The sequence below is a fragment of the Streptomyces sp. NL15-2K genome, assembly GCF_030551255.1.
Taxonomy (GTDB): Bacteria; Actinomycetota; Actinomycetes; order Streptomycetales; family Streptomycetaceae; genus Streptomyces.
On record NZ_CP130630.1, the window covers coordinates 10,998,931 to 11,014,012 of the forward strand.

At 70.9% G+C, this 15,082-nt stretch carries 16 protein-coding genes and 1 pseudogene; 9 read left to right on the top strand and 8 right to left on the bottom strand.

Features of this window, described 5'->3' with window-relative positions:
• Window positions 1-172: 172 nt before the first annotated feature.
• Both Q4V64_RS48090 and Q4V64_RS48095 read right to left on the bottom strand, forming a co-directional pair.
• Window positions 173-1,060, bottom strand: a complete 888-nt coding sequence (locus Q4V64_RS48090; RefSeq protein ID WP_124444384.1) for a hypothetical protein — start codon at window positions 1,058-1,060, stop codon at window positions 173-175.
• 134 nt (window positions 1,061-1,194) lie between these two features.
• Complete coding sequence (locus Q4V64_RS48095; protein WP_124444385.1) at window positions 1,195-1,491, bottom strand: hypothetical protein; 297 nt, start codon at window positions 1,489-1,491, stop codon at window positions 1,195-1,197.
• Between the two features lie 230 nt (window positions 1,492-1,721).
• On the opposite strand from Q4V64_RS48095, the pseudogene Q4V64_RS48100 reads away from it, so the two are divergent.
• Window positions 1,722-1,895: pseudogene (locus tag Q4V64_RS48100) on the top strand (DUF2236 domain-containing protein); the annotation flags it as partial.
• A gap of 25 nt (window positions 1,896-1,920) precedes the next feature.
• Here Q4V64_RS48100 and Q4V64_RS48105 read toward each other — a convergent pair.
• Window positions 1,921-2,520 (bottom strand): class I SAM-dependent methyltransferase, encoded by a 600-nt coding sequence (locus tag Q4V64_RS48105; RefSeq protein WP_124444386.1) that lies wholly within the window; start codon window positions 2,518-2,520, stop codon window positions 1,921-1,923.
• Window positions 2,521-2,672: 152 nt separating this feature from the next.
• Here Q4V64_RS48105 and Q4V64_RS48110 point away from each other — a divergent pair, with 152 nt between their 5' ends.
• The 5 genes from Q4V64_RS48110 to Q4V64_RS48130 all read left to right on the top strand — a co-directional run bounded on the left by Q4V64_RS48110 (window position 2,673) and on the right by Q4V64_RS48130 (window position 7,549).
• Entirely contained in the window at window positions 2,673-3,446 is a 774-nt protein-coding gene (locus tag Q4V64_RS48110) for an MHYT domain-containing protein (protein ID WP_124444387.1), read from the top strand.
• A 61-nt stretch (window positions 3,447-3,507) separates the two neighbouring features.
• Window positions 3,508-6,024: a nitrate- and nitrite sensing domain-containing protein gene (locus Q4V64_RS48115; RefSeq protein ID WP_124444388.1), complete on the top strand. Its 2,517-nt coding sequence runs from the start codon at window positions 3,508-3,510 to the stop codon at window positions 6,022-6,024.
• Complete coding sequence (locus Q4V64_RS48120) at window positions 6,021-6,458, top strand: roadblock/LC7 domain-containing protein (RefSeq protein ID WP_124444389.1); 438 nt, start codon at window positions 6,021-6,023, stop codon at window positions 6,456-6,458. The genes Q4V64_RS48115 and Q4V64_RS48120 overlap by 4 nt, the downstream gene beginning before the upstream one ends.
• Window positions 6,459-6,480: 22 nt before the next feature.
• Window positions 6,481-6,894 carry a DUF742 domain-containing protein gene (locus tag Q4V64_RS48125; protein ID WP_124444390.1) on the top strand — a complete coding sequence of 138 codons (414 nt, stop codon included), beginning with the start codon at window positions 6,481-6,483 and terminating at the stop codon, window positions 6,892-6,894.
• Between the two features lie 49 nt (window positions 6,895-6,943).
• Window positions 6,944-7,549 carry an ATP/GTP-binding protein gene (locus tag Q4V64_RS48130; protein WP_124444391.1) on the top strand — a complete coding sequence of 202 codons (606 nt, stop codon included), beginning with the start codon at window positions 6,944-6,946 and terminating at the stop codon, window positions 7,547-7,549.
• Between the two features lie 31 nt (window positions 7,550-7,580).
• On the opposite strand, the gene Q4V64_RS48135 is transcribed toward Q4V64_RS48130, so the two are convergent.
• On the bottom strand, window positions 7,581-8,009 hold the full coding sequence (locus Q4V64_RS48135; RefSeq protein WP_124444392.1) for a PPOX class F420-dependent oxidoreductase: 429 nt from the start codon (window positions 8,007-8,009) through the stop codon (window positions 7,581-7,583).
• A 94-nt stretch (window positions 8,010-8,103) separates the two neighbouring features.
• On the opposite strand from Q4V64_RS48135, the gene Q4V64_RS48140 reads away from it, so the two are divergent.
• Together Q4V64_RS48140 and Q4V64_RS48145 are read left to right on the top strand one after the other, a co-directional pair.
• A complete protein-coding gene (locus Q4V64_RS48140) occupies window positions 8,104-8,517 on the top strand; it encodes a roadblock/LC7 domain-containing protein (RefSeq protein ID WP_124444393.1) in 414 nt (137 codons plus the stop codon).
• Between the two features lie 125 nt (window positions 8,518-8,642).
• A complete protein-coding gene (locus Q4V64_RS48145) occupies window positions 8,643-9,563 on the top strand; it encodes a DUF6397 family protein (RefSeq protein WP_124444394.1) in 921 nt (306 codons plus the stop codon).
• A gap of 16 nt (window positions 9,564-9,579) precedes the next feature.
• On the opposite strand, the gene Q4V64_RS48150 is transcribed toward Q4V64_RS48145, so the two are convergent.
• Complete coding sequence (locus tag Q4V64_RS48150) at window positions 9,580-10,449, bottom strand: acyl-CoA thioesterase II (protein WP_124444395.1); 870 nt, start codon at window positions 10,447-10,449, stop codon at window positions 9,580-9,582.
• A gap of 19 nt (window positions 10,450-10,468) precedes the next feature.
• Entirely contained in the window at window positions 10,469-12,982 is a 2,514-nt protein-coding gene (locus Q4V64_RS48155) for a DEAD/DEAH box helicase (RefSeq protein ID WP_124444396.1), read from the bottom strand.
• Between the two features lie 145 nt (window positions 12,983-13,127).
• Here Q4V64_RS48155 and Q4V64_RS48160 point away from each other — a divergent pair, with 145 nt between their 5' ends.
• Window positions 13,128-13,922 carry a metal-dependent hydrolase gene (locus Q4V64_RS48160; RefSeq protein ID WP_124444397.1) on the top strand — a complete coding sequence of 265 codons (795 nt, stop codon included), beginning with the start codon at window positions 13,128-13,130 and terminating at the stop codon, window positions 13,920-13,922.
• A 101-nt stretch (window positions 13,923-14,023) separates the two neighbouring features.
• Here the strand turns inward: Q4V64_RS48160 and Q4V64_RS48165 are convergent, their stop codons facing one another.
• Window positions 14,024-14,293, bottom strand: coding sequence for a type B 50S ribosomal protein L31 (locus Q4V64_RS48165; RefSeq protein ID WP_124444398.1), 270 nt, complete (start codon window positions 14,291-14,293; stop codon window positions 14,024-14,026).
• Window positions 14,294-14,347: 54 nt separating this feature from the next.
• Window positions 14,348-14,821, bottom strand: coding sequence for a DUF5709 domain-containing protein (locus tag Q4V64_RS48170; protein ID WP_124444399.1), 474 nt, complete (start codon window positions 14,819-14,821; stop codon window positions 14,348-14,350).
• Window positions 14,822-15,082: the final 261 nt, after the last annotated feature.

Consider the following 15,082-nt stretch of genomic DNA (forward strand, 5'->3'; position numbering starts at 1 on the left):
GCGGCGCCGACGCACGTGCCGCGCCGACGCACGTGCCGCGCCGCGGCATGTGCTGCCGAACGCGACGCGCTTGCGTCCCAGAATGACCAGGACACCTTCGGCGCGCTCATCGTCGACCATGACAGGAGGCGTCGACTGCGCCGCCCCCCCCGCGGGGCGCGGCCGGTCGGGCTCACCCGGGGCGTACGGCCATCTTGTCGAGCGCCTCCAAGAGCCCGGGCAGTTCCGGGCCCCGGCCCACCGGAAGCACCTCACCGGGCTCGTCGTCGAGCAGCACGAACGCGATGTCGTCGGTCCTGGCCACGAGCGACCAGCCGGGACCGTCGGCGCGCAGCGTCCGGGCGTCCCCCGGCGCGAAGGTCGACCGGACCCGGCCCAGGGGCGGCGGCGTGTCGACGTACGCACGGGCCTCCGCGAGGACGCGCCGGATGCCGGTGCGGCGACTGGGCCCGCTCTGCTCGGCCTCTTGGCCGTCCCCGGCGGTCCCCGAGGACACGCCGTCCTCAGAGACCCCGCCGCTCTCGGAATCTTCCGAATGCCCGCCGCCCGGGCGCACGAAGGCCGCGTCGTCGATCTGCTCCCGCCACATCGCCCACTGGAGGGCGATCTCGTCGGCTCCCAGACGCCGCTGGGCAGGGCCCCACATGCTGGTGTCCGGCGGCGTCAGGGCGGGACGGTCCGCGACCTCGGGGTCGGGATCGTGCGGCGCGGGCACGCCAGGGGCAGCGACGGCGACATCGAGGGGCCAGCCGGGCAGAGCGGCGACGACTGTGCGTTCATCGGGCGACAGATCGTGCTCCATGCCGCAGTCCCAGGACGCTATGGCGACGGCTACCAGTGACACGTCGTCGATGACGACCGTCCATCGGGCTCCGTCGCCGTCCTGCCCGAGTACCAGACCGTATCCGTCGGCCAGCGGGGCGAGACCGAGCGCGGCGCACGCCGCCGGATAGTCGTCGCCCAGTACGCTCGGGAACTTCGCCGGCGTCAGCAGCGCTGCCGTCAGCACATAGAGCGCATCGTCCACGGCGGCGACGACGTCCTCGTCCGTCCCGGCCATCCCAGCCTCCCCATCGGTTCGTCCAACGGCGCGCACCCTAGTGCGACCGGAAGGCGCTTGTCACGACTCCCCGGCACACCCGAGCTGCGGTTTTCCGGCCGGGCGGGGCGAATCGACCACCTGTCGCCGGTATGTCAGGCAGCCGGCAGTCCCAGGAGCGTACGCGCCACCGTCCGCGGCGACTCGTCGCGTTCCCGCGCGAGGGCGATGACGGCCCGGCACGCCAGCTCGTTCACCCCGAACGACAGCGCCTCCGGCGACACCCAGCCCGCCGCCTCGTCGATCCGCTCCTGGTCGTCCTCCGCGCAGGCCGACACGTATGCGGCGGCGGCCTCGAACAGGTTGTGCGAGCGTGTGCCCCGGCCGGTGTTCGTCTCTGCACGCAAGGCGTTGAGGAACCTGGCACCGGACTTGCGGACCCTGCCGAACATGCTGACCACCTTCCCCCTGCGTGGTTGCCATGGCTGAACGGTCATCTTGCGCTCCTCAACGTAGAGTTGGAGCTTCGGTTGCAGAAGGGGGACGGTGCGGTGAGACGCTGCGAGCGGCTCGAACAGATCCGGCGGATGGACCCGGAGAAGGACGTCCTGGAGATCCATCGGCTTTGGCAGCGAGCAGGGGCGCACGGCGATCCCCCGCAGCAACCTTGACGAGGCCCTGTCCCGCCCCGCTCGCACCGCTCCTGCGCACCTCCACGCTCGCCCTGCTCGACGAACCGCTCCTGCGGGCCTTCCGCTACCCGCCCCCGCGCCCGCTCACCCGCGCCCTCGACGAACCGGGCACCCGCCCGGTCCCCGGCGTACGGGGCTGTCCCGTGCGCCACACGGGATCGTGAGCGGTCCCCTCGCCTCTCCTGGGCGTCAGCCCTCGCGGACGGCCACCGCCAGGAACCGGTCGTCCTCGTCGACGTACGACGTCATCCGCCACCCGGAACCGGCCAGCAGTGGACGCAGGTTGTGCTCGGCGCGCAGATCGTCCGGGGTGATCTGCCGGCCCTGGCGCGCGGCGAGCGCCGCCCTGCCGATGGGGTGGAAGAGCGCCAGCGTCCCTCCGGGGCGTACGACGCGCGCCAGCTCGCGCAGGTTCTCGGCCGGATCGGGCAGATGCGAGATGAGCCCCGCGCCGAACACCGCGTCGAGCGACTCCGAGCGCAGCGGCAACACGGCGACATCGGCGAGCAGCAACTGTCCGTCCCGGTCCCGTCCGGCCCGTATGGCGGCCTGCAGCATGGCCGGAGTCAGATCGGCCCCCAGCACCACTCCCGAGGGCCCCACGGCCGCGCGCAGCGGCGTCAGCGCGCGCCCGGTGCCGCAGCCCGCGTCGAGCACGCGGTCCCTCTCACGCAGCCCGAGGTCCGCGACCGCCGCGGCATAGGCGGGGCCGTCGTCGGGGAAGCGGCTGTCCCAGTCGGCGGCGCGGGCGGTGAAGAACTCCTGGACACGTGTGTGGTCGTCGCTCATGTTCCGCATGATTCCTCACCGGCACGGATGACGCCGCGGTGCACATGTTCGAGCGTGCCGCGATCGTTCAGGTACATATCTGCGTCATATTCCAACACCTTTCGAAATGCGCCCCTTTCGCACGCCCCTGTTCGGACTAGCGTCCCGGAGCCATGGGACACCTGGACCACGCCGCCCTGGGGTGGCTGACCCCCGTGCTGTCGTACGTGATGGCCTGCATAGGCGCCGCCCTCGGGCTGCGCTGCACCGTCCGCGCGCTCGGCGCCACCGGACGCTCGCGCCGCAACTGGCTCATCACCGCGGCGTCGGCGATCGGCACCGGCATCTGGACCATGCACTTCGTGGCCATGCTCGGCTTCAGCGTCAGCGGCACCGACATCCGCTACGACGTGCCGCTGACGATCGCGAGCCTCCTCGTCGCCATGATCGTCGTCTGCGCCGGCGTCTTCGCCGTCGGCTACAGCCGTGACCGCACCCGCGCACTCCTCCTCGGCGGACTCACCACCGGCCTCGGCGTCGCGAGCATGCACTACCTGGGCATGGCCGCGGTACGCCTGCACGGCGACGTCGGCTACGACCCCGCGCTCGTCGGACTCTCCGTCCTGATCGCCGTCATCGCGGCGACAGCGGCCCTGTGGGCGGCGCTCAACATCAAGTCACCCGTCGCCGTCACCATGGCCTCCCTCATCATGGGCGCGGCGGTCAGCAGCATGCACTACACCGGCATGTTCGCGGTGAGTGTGCGTGTCACGCCCTCCGGGGCGGCCCTGCCCGGGGCCACGGCGATGCAGTTCATCTTCCCCCTCGCCGTCGGCCTCGGGTCCTATCTCTTCCTGACCTCAGCCTTCGTCGCCCTGTCGCCGACGACGGGGGAGCGCCGGGCCTCCGCCTCGGCCCAGCGGCCGGTCGAAAGCACGGCCCACTAGCGGTCACCGGACCCAGCACCGCCCGGACGGCACCCCCGAACGACTCCCGAGCGAGGAGGCCATGCGTACACCGCGTAGGACCCCCACAGCCGGCGCCGAGACGCCGCCCCCGCCCCCCGTGCGCGGCCGCCGCGCACACGCCGGACCGCCCGCCGACGAAGGCCCGGACGACCCCGTGGGCGCGATACCGGACGGCGCACTCGCGCGCGCGGGACGCCGGCACATCCGACCGCGGACCGTACGAGCCAAGATCATCTGCCTGCTGATGGTCCCGGTCGTCTCCCTGCTCGCCCTGTGGGCGTACGCCACCGTCACCACCGCCCAGGACGTCTCGCGGCTGCGGCAGTTGCAGCGCGTCGACTCCACCATCCGGACCCCCGTCGCTGACACCGTGGCCGCCCTTCAGGCCGAGCGGGCGGCCGCCGTCCGCCACGCGACCGACCCGTCGGCCGGACAGAGCGGCGACCTGAAGAAGCTCGCGGAAGACACGGACCGCGCACTCGCGCGACTGCGGCTCGGCGACGACAACACCATCGCCGACAGCGAGGAACTGCCCTCAGGAGTGGCTCGCCGGCTCGAAGCGTTCGTCACCGGCGCCGAGCGACTGCGCACGCTGCGTACCGCCGTACTCGACCGCCACGCCGGATGGGAGGAGACCTACGGGCAATACACGAGGACCATCGCGAGCGCCTACGGTGTGGGCGGCGCCCTCACCGGCATCCAGGACGCCGAACTCGGCTCCGACGCGCGCGTGCTGCTCGAATTCTCCCGCGCGATCGAGGCGCTGGCCCAGGAGGACACCGTCCTGGCCAGTGCGCGCCTCGTCGGCGGCCTCTCGGGCGAGCGGCTGCGGCTGTTCACCGGCGCCGTCGACACGCGTCGTGCCCTCATCGAGTCCGCCGTGGCCGATCTACGGGGCTCCGAACGGGCCGCCTGGCGTGGCCTGGCCGACGGCCGCGCCTACGCCACCCTGGCGGCCACCGAGGACAAGATCCTCGCCGCCGACCCGGGCGCCCGCGCGATCGACGCGGCACCGGAAGCCACCTGGACAGGCGCCCACGCGCGCGTGCGGGACGGCATGCGGACGATCGAGGAGGACGCGGGGCACGGCGTCGCCGACCGGGCCGACCCGTTCACCCGCGGACTGCTCACGCCGGCCGGCGCCGCCGTCCTCCTCGGCCTTGTCGCCGTCGCCGCGTCGCTCGTCATCTCCGTGCGCATCGGACGCGGCCTGGTGGTCGAACTGGAGAGCCTGCGCAACAGCGCCCTGGAGATCGCCCGCCGCAAACTCCCCGAGGCCATGCGGAAACTGCGCGCGGGCGAGGAGATCGACGTCCGGGCAGAGGCCCCGCCCGGGCCGCCCGCGGAGGACGAGACCGGGCAGGTCGCCGAGGCCCTGGGCACCGTGCACCGTGCCGCGCTCAGGGCCGCCGCGGAGCGTGCCGAGCTCGCCAGCGGCATCTCCGGAGTCTTCGTCAATCTCGCCCGCCGCAGCCAGATCCTCGTCCACCGCCAGCTGAGCCTCCTCGACAGCATGGAACGCCGCTCCGACGACCCGAACGAACTGAGCGACCTCTTCCGGCTCGACCACCTCACCACCCGCATGCGCCGCCACGCGGAGAGCCTGATCATCCTCTCCGGAGCGGCACCAGGCCGCGCCTGGCGGATGCCGGTCTCCCTGACGAACGTCGTCCGAGCGGCCGTCTCCGAAGTCGAGGACTACGCGCGCGTGGAGGTACGACAGCTCCCCGACGCATCCGTCATCGGCGCGGCCGTCGCCGACCTCACCCACCTCCTGGCCGAGATCATCGAGAACGCCGCCCAGTTCTCGCCGCCCCACACGCGTGTGCGGATCACCGGCGAACCCGTCGGCAACGGCTACGCCGTCGAGGTCGAGGACCGCGGCCTGGGGATGGGCACGGAGACCCTCGCCGAAGCCAACCGGCGCATCGAGCAGTCCGAGGCACTCGACCTGTTCGACAGCGACCGGCTCGGCCTGTTCGTGGTCAGCAGGCTCTCCGCCCGGCACGGCATCAAGGTGCACCTGCGCACCTCGCCCTACGGCGGCACCACCGCGGTTGTCCTGCTGCCCACAGCTCTGCTGCACAGCGGCGGGGCGGAACGTTCCCCCCACAAGGCGGCGGAAGCGGAACTGCAGGCGGAACGCGAGTACGCGCGTGTGCCCGCCGGCTGGCAGCAGGACTCCGTCCCGGCGTCGTCCGACCGGCCCGCGCTGGTGGCCCCGACCGCGGCCCGGACCACGACCGACACCCCACCTCCCGGAGTCACCGCCTTGCGCCTGCACCGTCCCCCGGACGACCCGCCCGAGGACTCCGACGACCTCCCCCGCCGGGTACGACAGGCGAACCTCGCGCCCCAACTGCGCGAGCGGCGCTCCGAGGAGCCGGTACAGGCGTCCGCCACCCCGGAAGACGACCGGCGCACTCCCGAACTCGTACGGGACCGCATGGCGGCCTACCGCGACGGCTGGACACGCGGAGGCGGCAGGCAGCCGGGCCGCGGTGTCACCCCAGATTTCCCAGCGGGCAGCGACAGCAGCGAAGGAGACCCCGCATGATCCAGGACCCGAGCATGAGGGCCGCCCAGCGGTCGGGCGAACTCGACTGGCTGCTGGACGACCTGGTACTGCGCGTCAGCGAAGTACGGCACGCGGTGGTGCTGTCCAACGACGGCCTCGCCGTCGGCGCGTCGACCGACCTCCACCGCGAGGACGCCGAACACCTCGCCGCGGTCGCCTCCGGCTTCCACAGCCTGGCCAAGGGCGCGGGCCGGCACCTCGGCGCCGGAGGCGTGCGCCAGACCATGGTGGAGATGGACGACGGGTTCCTGTTCGTCGCCGCCGCGGGCGACGGCTCCTGCCTGGCCGTCCTCACCGCCGTGACCGCCGACATAGGCCTGGTCGCCTACGAGATGGCACGGCTGGTCAAGCGCGTCGGCGAGCACCTGTACACGCCACCGCGCGTCGGCGCGCGGCCGCCCGCCGCCGGATGAGGCGAGAAGGCGGTCCACGCACATGACCGAGGACATGACGGGCGCCCCGCGCGAGCAGGGCAGCCAGTGGTACGACGGCGAGGCAGGGCCGCTCGTCCGGCCGTACGCCATGACGGGCGGACGCACCAGACCCGGCCCCACCGGGGTGCGTTTCGACCTGATCGCCCTCGTCACGCTGGACGCGGGCGCGCCCGGCATCGACGACGACACCGCGCTCGGGCCCGAACACCGCGCCCTCATCGACCTGTGCCGCACGGAGACACAGTCGGTCGCGGAACTCGCCGCCGGCGCCGACCTGCCCGTGGGCGTGGTCAGGGTGCTCCTCGGCGACCTCCTGGAACTCGGCTGCGTCACCGTCAGCCGCCCCGTGCCGCCCGCGCAACTGCCTGATGAGCGGATTCTGCGCGAGGTGATCGAGGGACTGCGAGCGCTGTAGATGAAAGTTCACCACCACCGTTTGCCGGCACTCCAGAGAGAAGTGATCGATGGTCTCCGATGACGCCGACGCCCAGGGCGACGAGACGACCGCCCTGGCGTTGAAGATTCTGGTCGCCGGCGGATTCGGCGTGGGCAAGACCACCCTGGTGGGCGCGGTCAGTGAGATCCGGCCGCTGCGCACCGAGGAACTGCTGAGCGAGGCTGGGCAGTTGGTGGACGACACCGACGGTGTGGACCAGAAGGTCACCACCACGGTCGCCATGGACTTCGGACGCATCACGATCCGGTCCGGCCTCTCCCTGTACCTCTTCGGCACCCCGGGCCAGGACCGCTTCTGGTTCCTGTGGGACGAGCTGGCGCAGGGCGCCCTCGGTGCCGTGGTCCTCGCCGACACCCGCCGCCTGGAGGACTGCTTCCCCGCGGTGGACTACTTCGAGCACCGGCACATCCCGTTCGTCGTGGCCGTCAACTGCTTCGCGGGTGCCCGGACATACGGCGCGCACGATGTCGCGCGTGCCATCGATCTCGACCAGGGCACGCCCGTGGTGCTCTGCGACGCCCGTGACCGCGACTCGGGGAAGGAGGTGCTGATCCGACTGGTCGAGTACGCCGGGCGGATGCACACCGCCCGGCTGCTCGACTCGGTGGGCTGACGACCCGAGCAAACTCGGGCCGGCGGCTCTCTCAGTCGGCGACGGCCTTCTGCGCCAGGACCTTGTCGATCGAGACGCGGACGAGGAGTTCACCCGGAACGCCGTTGCGGGCGCCGAACTCCTCGGCCCGCTCCTCGCCCATGTAGCGCGCCGCTATGCGGCCGGCCCAGTGCCTGACCTGGTCGAGGTCCTCGGAGATCCGGGCACGGCCCTGGAGCACGACGAAGTCGAAGGGCGGCCGGTCGTCGTCCACACACAGGGCCACCCGGCCGTCCCGGGCCAGACTGCGCCCCTTCACACTGCTCTTGCCGGTGTTGAACACGATCTCGTCCCCGTCGAGCAGGAACCAGATCGGCGTCACATGCGGACTTCCGTCGGCCTGCACGATCGAGAGCTTTCCGGTGCGGGTGCCGTACGAGACGAACTCCCGCCATTCGGTGTCAGTCATCTTCTGTGCCATGCCCCCATCCTCCTTGCTCGGACGCCGGTCGTGGGGAAGGCTGGCGTGGAGATCCTCCGGCCAGGAGGAAACGTCACACGGGGAGACGGGAAACATGGCGCAGGGCAAGGGACTTGACTGGCTGTTGGACGATTTGACCGAGCGCGTCGAACACGTACGGCACGCTCTGGTCCTGTCCAACGACGGACTCGTGACGGGGGCGAGTACGGGACTGCGCCGGGAGGACGCGGAGCACCTGGCCGCCGTCTCCTCCGGACTGCACAGTCTGGCCAAGGGCTCTGGGCGGCACTTCGGCGCTGGCCGGGTCCGTCAGACGATGGTCGAGTTCGACGACGCGGTGCTGTTCGTCACCGCGGCGGGCACCGGCAGCTGTCTGTGCGTGCTGAGCGGCGCGGAGGCCGACATCGGCCAGATCGCCTACGAGATGACACTGCTCGTCAACCGGGTCGGCGAGCACCTCGGCGTGGACGTCCGACAGCCCGAGCGCAGCCCGGCAACAGACTCCTGACCTGGGCTTTCTCTCTCACTCGTGGAGTTATCCACAGGCTCGCCACGGGATCCGCCGGACCGGCTACCGTTTTGTCACGGCGAGCGCACACAGCGTGAGCATCGACTCCACGGGGGAGACCGACCATGTCAGCCGAGACCTTCACGAAATCGCACCACCTCTCCTGCACGCCCAGCCGCGCCGCGCGGGAACTCCGGCTGAAGCGAAGCGAGTTCGACCTCGCCGTAGGCCTCGGACACATCAGGACCCTGCCCGACGAAGGAGGCGGGGGACGCTGCGTGGCTCGCTCCGAGATCGACCGGGTGAGGTCGAGCGACCGATTTCCCGACTCCCTGCGTGAGCGCGTGAAGACCGTGGGCACCAAAGAGGGAGCGGCCGTGATGGACGTGCCCGCCGGCAGGTTCACTCGCCTGGCACGCCTGGGGCTGGTGGCACCGGCAAAGTTCTACCTCAACCGCTACCGCACCGTCGTCTGGCTGTATCTGGCCGATGAGCTACGGCAGTTCGCGGCCGACGAGAAGAACGTCCCGCTGCTGAAGGCGCGCCGTATGCCCGAGGAAATGCGCGACCAGCTGGACGCGGGACTGGATCTGCGCCCTCGCAACTGGCGCGGACGGTACCTGGGTTTCCTGCGGAGGCAGGCCGAAGACCCGTGGGAGTTCGCCGGGGCCGTGGCCGCCTTCCTCGATCCCCTTCAGATCGCGGAACTCGTCCGTGACCCCTATGAGCGCGCCCATCTGAACCGGTTCCGGCCTGGGCCGCCCACGCATGGCACACCGGGTTCGCCCGCCGCCCAGATCGCCGAGACGATCATGACGGCGGACGCTGCGGATGAGATCGGTTGGCTGCGGGCCGACCTTGTAGTGGCCATGGAGGCAGCACGCGAGTACCGGCCGGCGCCCCGCCCCGCACCGAAACAGGCCCGCGTCGCGGCGCTCCCGGCTACGCCGGTGCCGGAGGAGCCGGAGCCGTTGTCGCGCGGGGTCAGGGGCTGGCTGCGGCGCAGAAGCCACCGGACCCCAGAGCTGCGAACCACGGGGCTCTGAACTACACGGCTCGGAACTACAGGGCTCTGAACAACCCCTCCTGGACGACCGACACCAGCAGCCGCCCTTCCAGGTCGTAGATCCGGCCGCGGGCCAGACCGCGCCCACCCGTCGCGATCGGCGACTCCTGGTCGTACAGGAACCACTCGTCCGCGCGGAACGGCCGGTGGAACCACATGGCGTGATCCAGCGAGGCCATGTCGAACCCGCGCGGTCCCCATAGGGGTTCGACCGGAATGCGGACCGCGTCCAGGAGGGTCATGTCGCTGGCGTAGGTCAGCGCGCAGGTGTGCACGAGCGGGTCGTCGCCCAGCGGCCCGACCGCGCGCATCCACACCGCGCTGCGCGGCTCGGCGTCCTTGACCTCGTCGGCGGTCCAGCGCAGCCGGTCCACATAACGGATGTCGAAGGGCTGACGGCGGGCCATCCGCTCCAACTGCTCCGGCAGTGCGCCCAGATGCTCCCGGATCTCCTCCGTGACCGTCGGCAGGGACTCCGGGGCCGGGACCTTGCGGATCGGCGGCAGCTGGTGCTCGAAGCTCCCCTGTTCAGGCTTGTGAAAGGAGGCGGTGAGATTGAAGATCGTGCGGCCCTGCTGCACCGCGGTGACCCGGCGGGTGGTGAACGACCGGCCGTCCCGGACCCGCTCGACCTGGTACACGATCGGCACGCCCGGCCGGCCCGGGCGCAGGAAGTACGCGTGCAGCGAGTGCACCGGACGTTCGCCGTCCGTGGTGCGCCCCGCGGCGACCAGTGCCTGGCCCGCCACCTGGCCGCCGAAGACCCGCTGCAGGGACTCCTGCGGGCTGCGGCCGCGGAAGATGTTGACCTCGATCTGCTCCAGGTCGAGCAGGTCGACGAGGCTCTCGGCCGGGTTCGTCGTCATGGGTGGGATTCTCCTGTGCTCACAGCTGGCCGACGTCGGTGACACGGACGATCGCGCGGCCCTCCGCGTCGGAGGCCGCGAGGTCGATCTCCGCGCTGATGCCCCAGTCGTGATCGTCGTTCGGGTCGTCGAAGATCTGGCGGACGCGCCACAGGCCGTTCTGCGGCTCCTCCTCGATGATGAGCAGCTTGGGGCCGCGGGCGTCGGGGCCGGTGCCGAGGTCGTCGTACTCGTCCCAGTACTTGTCCATCGCCTCGCCCCACGCCTCGGCGTCCCAGCCGGCCTCGGCGTCCATCTCGCCCAGCACGTCGACCTGGTCGAGCGCGGCGAGCTCGACGCGGCGGAACATGGCGTTGCGGACGAGGACGCGGAAGGCGCGCGCGTTGGTGGTGACCGGCTTGACCTCGTCGGCCTTCTCCTGGGCCTCCTCGGCGGTCATCTCCTCCGGGTTGGCGAGCTGCTCCCACTCGTCCAGCAGGCTGGAGTCGACCTGGCGCACCATCTCGCCCAGCCACTCGATCAGGTCCTGAAGGTCCTCGGACTTGAGGTCGTCCGGGACGGTGTGGTCCAGGGCCTTGTAGGCGCTCGCGAGGTAGCGCAGCACGATGCCCTCGGTACGGGCCAGCTCGTAGTAGGACACCAACTCCGTGAAGGACATGGCTCGTTCGTACATGTCACGGATGACGGACTTCGGCGACAGGGGGTGGTCGCCGACCCAGGGATGGCTCTTGCGGTAAGTGTCGTACGCGTGGAAGAGCAGCTCCTCCAGGGGCTTCGGGTATGTGATGTCCTGGAGGCGCTCCATGCGCTCCTCGTACTCGACACCGTCCGCCTTCATCGCGGCCACGGCCTCGCCGCGCGCCTTGTTCTGCTGGGCGGCGAGGATCTGCCGCGGGTCGTCCAGCGTGGACTCGACGACGGAGACCATGTCCAGGGCGTAGGACGGCGACTCGGGGTCGAGCAGTTCGAAGGCGGCGAGCGCGAAGGTGGACAGCGGCTGGTTCAGCGCGAAGTCCTGCTGGAGATCGACTGTGAGGCGGACGATGCGGCCCTCGGCGTCCGGTTTGTCGAGCTTCTCGACGATGCCGCCGTCCAGGAGCGAGCGGTAGATGGCGATCGCCCGCCGGATGTGCCTGAGCTGCTGCTTGCGCGGCTCGTGGTTGTCCTCCAGGAGGTGCCGCATCGCCTCGAAGGCGTTGCCGGGCCGGGCGATCACCGACAGCAGCATCGTGTGCGTCACCCGGAAACGGGAGGTCAGCGGCTCCGGCTCGGATGTGATGAGCTTCTCGAAGGTGTTCTCCGTCCACCCGACGAAACCCTCGGGCGCCTTCTTGCGGACGACCTTCCGGCGCTTCTTCGGGTCGTCGCCCGCCTTGGCGAGCGCCTTCTCGTTCTCGACGACGTGCTCGGGGGCCTGGGCGACGACGAAGCCCGCCGTGTCGAAGCCCGCCCGCCCGGCGCGGCCCGCGATCTGGTGGAACTCGCGGGCGCGCAGGGTGCGGACGCGGCTGCCGTCGTACTTGGTCAGGGCGGTGAACAGCACGGTGCGGATGGGCACGTTGACGCCCACGCCGAGCGTGTCCGTGCCGCAGATGACCTTCAGCAGACCGGCCTGGGCGAGCTTCTCCACCAGACGCCGGTACTTGGGCAGCATGCCGGCGTGATGGACACCGATGCCGTGCCGCACGTACCGGGAGAGGTTGCGGCCGAACTTGGTGGTGAAGCGGAAGTTGCCGATCAGCTCGGCGATCTGCTCCTTCTCCTGGCGCGTGCACATGTTGATGCTCATCAGCGCCTGCGCCCGCTCCACGGCCTGGGCCTGCGTGAAGTGCACGATGTAGACCGGCGCCTGCTTGGTCTCCAGCAGTTCAGTCAGGGTCTCGGTGAGCGGAGTGAACCGGTAGGTGTAGGACAGCGGTACGGGACGGGTCGCCGAGCGGACCACCGCCGTCGGGCGGCCGGTGCGTCGGGTGAGGTCCTTCTCGAACATCGAGACGTCGCCGAGCGTGGCCGACATCAGGACGAACTGCGCCTGGGGCAGTTCCAGGATCGGGATCTGCCAGGCCCAGCCGCGGTCCCCCTCCGCGTAGAAGTGGAACTCGTCCATCACGACCTGGCCGACGTCCGCGTCCTTGCCGTCGCGCAGGGCGATCGACGCGAGCACCTCGGCGGTGCAGCAGATGACGGGCGCGTCGGAGTTGACGGAAGCGTCTCCGGTCAGCATCCCGACGTTCTCGGTGCCGAAGATCTTGCACAGCTCGAAGAACTTCTCCGAGACCAGCGCCTTGATCGGAGCGGTGTAGAAGGTGACCTCGTCACGAGCCAGCGCGGCGAAATGAGCGGCTGCGGCGATCATGCTCTTGCCGGAGCCGGTGGGCGTCGACACGATCACGTTCGCACCGGAGACCACCTCTATCAGCGCCTCCTCCTGGTGGGGATAGAGCGTGAGCCCGCGCTCCTCGGCCCACGACTCGAAGGCTTCGTAGAGGGCATCGGGGTCGGCGGTCGGCGGCAGCTGATCGATGAGGGTCACCCACCCATCTTGCCTGCCGTCCTGCCCTATGGGGGAATCGGATGCTGGTACGAAGATCGCGAACGCTACGCTGTGCCGTCGACGGAGTGTCAGCGCACCCGTTCAACTGGACAGCGGCACACGAGGAATGGGGCGGGCAACGGCGATGATGGGACCAGCACACTCACTGTCGGGCGCCGCGGCCTGGCTCGGCGTCGGGGCGGCCGCCGCCGCGGCCGGGCATCCGATGCCGTGGCCCGTTGTCCTGTGCGGCGCGCTGATCTGCGCCGGCGCCGCACTGGCCCCGGATCTCGACCACAAGGCGGCCACCATTTCGCGGGCCTTCGGACCCCTCTCGCGTGGGCTGTGCGAGATCGTCGACAAGCTCTCCTACGCCGTCTACAAGGCCACGAAGAAACAGGGCGACCCGCGGCGCTCGGGCGGGCACCGCACGCTCACGCACACCTGGCTGTGGGCTGTCCTGATCGGCGCGGGCGGCTCGGTGGCGGCGATCACCGGTGGCCGCTGGGCCGTGCTTGCGCTCCTGTTCGTGCACATGGTGCTGGCCATCGAGGGACTGCTGTGGCGGGCGACCCGTGGCTCCAGCGCCGACGTCCTGGTCTGGCTGCTGGCCGCGACCAGCTCGTGGATCCTTGCCGGTGTGCTGGACAAGCCGGGCAATGGCGCGGACTGGCTGTTCACGGCGCCGGGCCAGGAGTACCTGTGGCTGGGCCTGCCGATCCTGCTGGGTGCGCTGGTGCACGACATCGGGGACGCCCTGACGGTCTCCGGCTGCCCGATCCTGTGGCCGATCCCCGTGGGCCGAAAGCGCTGGTATCCGATCGGCCCGCCCAAGCCGATGCGGTTCCGGGCGGGCAGCTGGGTCGAGCTCAAGGTGCTGATGCCGGCGTTCATGTTGCTGGGGGGAGTGGGCTGCGCGGCGGCGCTCAACGTCATCTGAGGGATGTGCCGGTTCGCCTGAGGGATCTGCGGGTTCGTCCGGGGCATCTGGGCAGGCGGCTCATCGCAGCCGTCGCCTCGCCGTCCCGCCTCCGTGATCGCTCACGACCCGCCGGAACCCTGGCCCGCCCCGCCGCCGTAGCGCCGTTCGAACCGGGCGACGCGGCCCTCGGAGTCCACGGTCCGGGCCTTGCCGGTGTAGAAGGGGTGGCTCTCCGAGGAGATCTCCACGTCCACGACCGGGTAGCTCTCGCCGTCGTCCCACTCGATGGTCCGGTCGCTGGTCGCGGTGGACCGGGTGAGGAAGGCGTAACCGGCGGCGCGGTCGCGGAAGACGACCGGGTGGTAGTCGGGGTGCTTGTCCTGCTGCATGGGTGCTCCATTTCCGGTGTCGGCGAGGCCACCGACGGCGCGAGGACGGTGGGGTCAGCTGGAGAGGGTGTCCTCGTCGACGATGTGCACCGCGGCCTCCTCGGCGGAGGCGGCGGCACCGTCGATGCCCACGTCCGTGGCGATCAGCGCGCTCTCCTCGTCCTCGTGCGCACCTTCGTCGGGTGCCACGAGACGGCCGGAGCGAACGGCGCCGACCTCGGTGTCCAGCGGTTCGCCGTCGGTGCCCGTGCAGTCGCCGATGCCGTCGCCGTCGTCGGGGGCGGCGAGGTCGGGCAGCTCCTCGGCGAGCCGCTGGTCCAGCGTCTCGCCCTCCAGGCGCTCGGCGGCCGTCACGCCGGTGTGCTCCACCGCCCAGGGACGTTCCGGAGGGGACCAGCCCCGGTCGAGGGGGTCGTCGACACCGTCGTACTCCAGGGTGTCCTCCGCGTCGAGCAGCCCCGTGTCTTCCCTCTGCTCGGATGTGTCGGGCTGGTAGACGTCGTCTCCCCATCCGTCGGCGTTGTTCACGGGTACCTCCAGGTGGTGGGGGCGGGCGCGTCCTCCCCGTGGTCGGCGGTCGGCCGCCGTCGTCCGGGCCACGCGCGACGCCTGACGACGAACCGACGCATGCTCCGCGGGTGCTCCTCGGGCCGGTGCCGCTATCCAGCCTTCCACCCCTATTCGCAACCGCGCAACGGCACGGACACGGGCCGAGGACCACACGTCCCCGACCTGGCCCCGCACGGCCGGGACCACGACGGTCCGCTCCAGCTGCCCGCGCGACGACGG

Bases quoted from the DNA above. Each gene is read 5' to 3' on its own strand.
- Q4V64_RS48090 (WP_124444384.1), bottom strand. From the start codon at position 1,060: ATGGCCGGGACGGACGAGGACGTCGTCGCCGCCGTGGACGATGCGCTC.
- Q4V64_RS48095 (WP_124444385.1), bottom strand. From the start codon at position 1,491: ATGTTCGGCAGGGTCCGCAAGTCCGGTGCCAGGTTCCTCAACGCCTTG.
- Q4V64_RS48105 (WP_124444386.1), bottom strand. From the start codon at position 2,520: ATGAGCGACGACCACACACGTGTCCAGGAGTTCTTCACCGCCCGCGCC.
- Q4V64_RS48110 (WP_124444387.1), top strand. From the start codon at position 2,673: ATGGGACACCTGGACCACGCCGCCCTGGGGTGGCTGACCCCCGTGCTG.
- Q4V64_RS48115 (WP_124444388.1), top strand. From the start codon at position 3,508: ATGCGTACACCGCGTAGGACCCCCACAGCCGGCGCCGAGACGCCGCCC.
- Q4V64_RS48120 (WP_124444389.1), top strand. From the start codon at position 6,021: ATGATCCAGGACCCGAGCATGAGGGCCGCCCAGCGGTCGGGCGAACTC.
- Q4V64_RS48125 (WP_124444390.1), top strand. From the start codon at position 6,481: ATGACCGAGGACATGACGGGCGCCCCGCGCGAGCAGGGCAGCCAGTGG.
- Q4V64_RS48130 (WP_124444391.1), top strand. From the start codon at position 6,944: ATGGTCTCCGATGACGCCGACGCCCAGGGCGACGAGACGACCGCCCTG.
- Q4V64_RS48135 (WP_124444392.1), bottom strand. From the start codon at position 8,009: ATGGCACAGAAGATGACTGACACCGAATGGCGGGAGTTCGTCTCGTAC.
- Q4V64_RS48140 (WP_124444393.1), top strand. From the start codon at position 8,104: ATGGCGCAGGGCAAGGGACTTGACTGGCTGTTGGACGATTTGACCGAG.
- Q4V64_RS48145 (WP_124444394.1), top strand. From the start codon at position 8,643: ATGTCAGCCGAGACCTTCACGAAATCGCACCACCTCTCCTGCACGCCC.
- Q4V64_RS48150 (WP_124444395.1), bottom strand. From the start codon at position 10,449: ATGACGACGAACCCGGCCGAGAGCCTCGTCGACCTGCTCGACCTGGAG.
- Q4V64_RS48160 (WP_124444397.1), top strand. From the start codon at position 13,128: ATGATGGGACCAGCACACTCACTGTCGGGCGCCGCGGCCTGGCTCGGC.
- Q4V64_RS48165 (WP_124444398.1), bottom strand. From the start codon at position 14,293: ATGCAGCAGGACAAGCACCCCGACTACCACCCGGTCGTCTTCCGCGAC.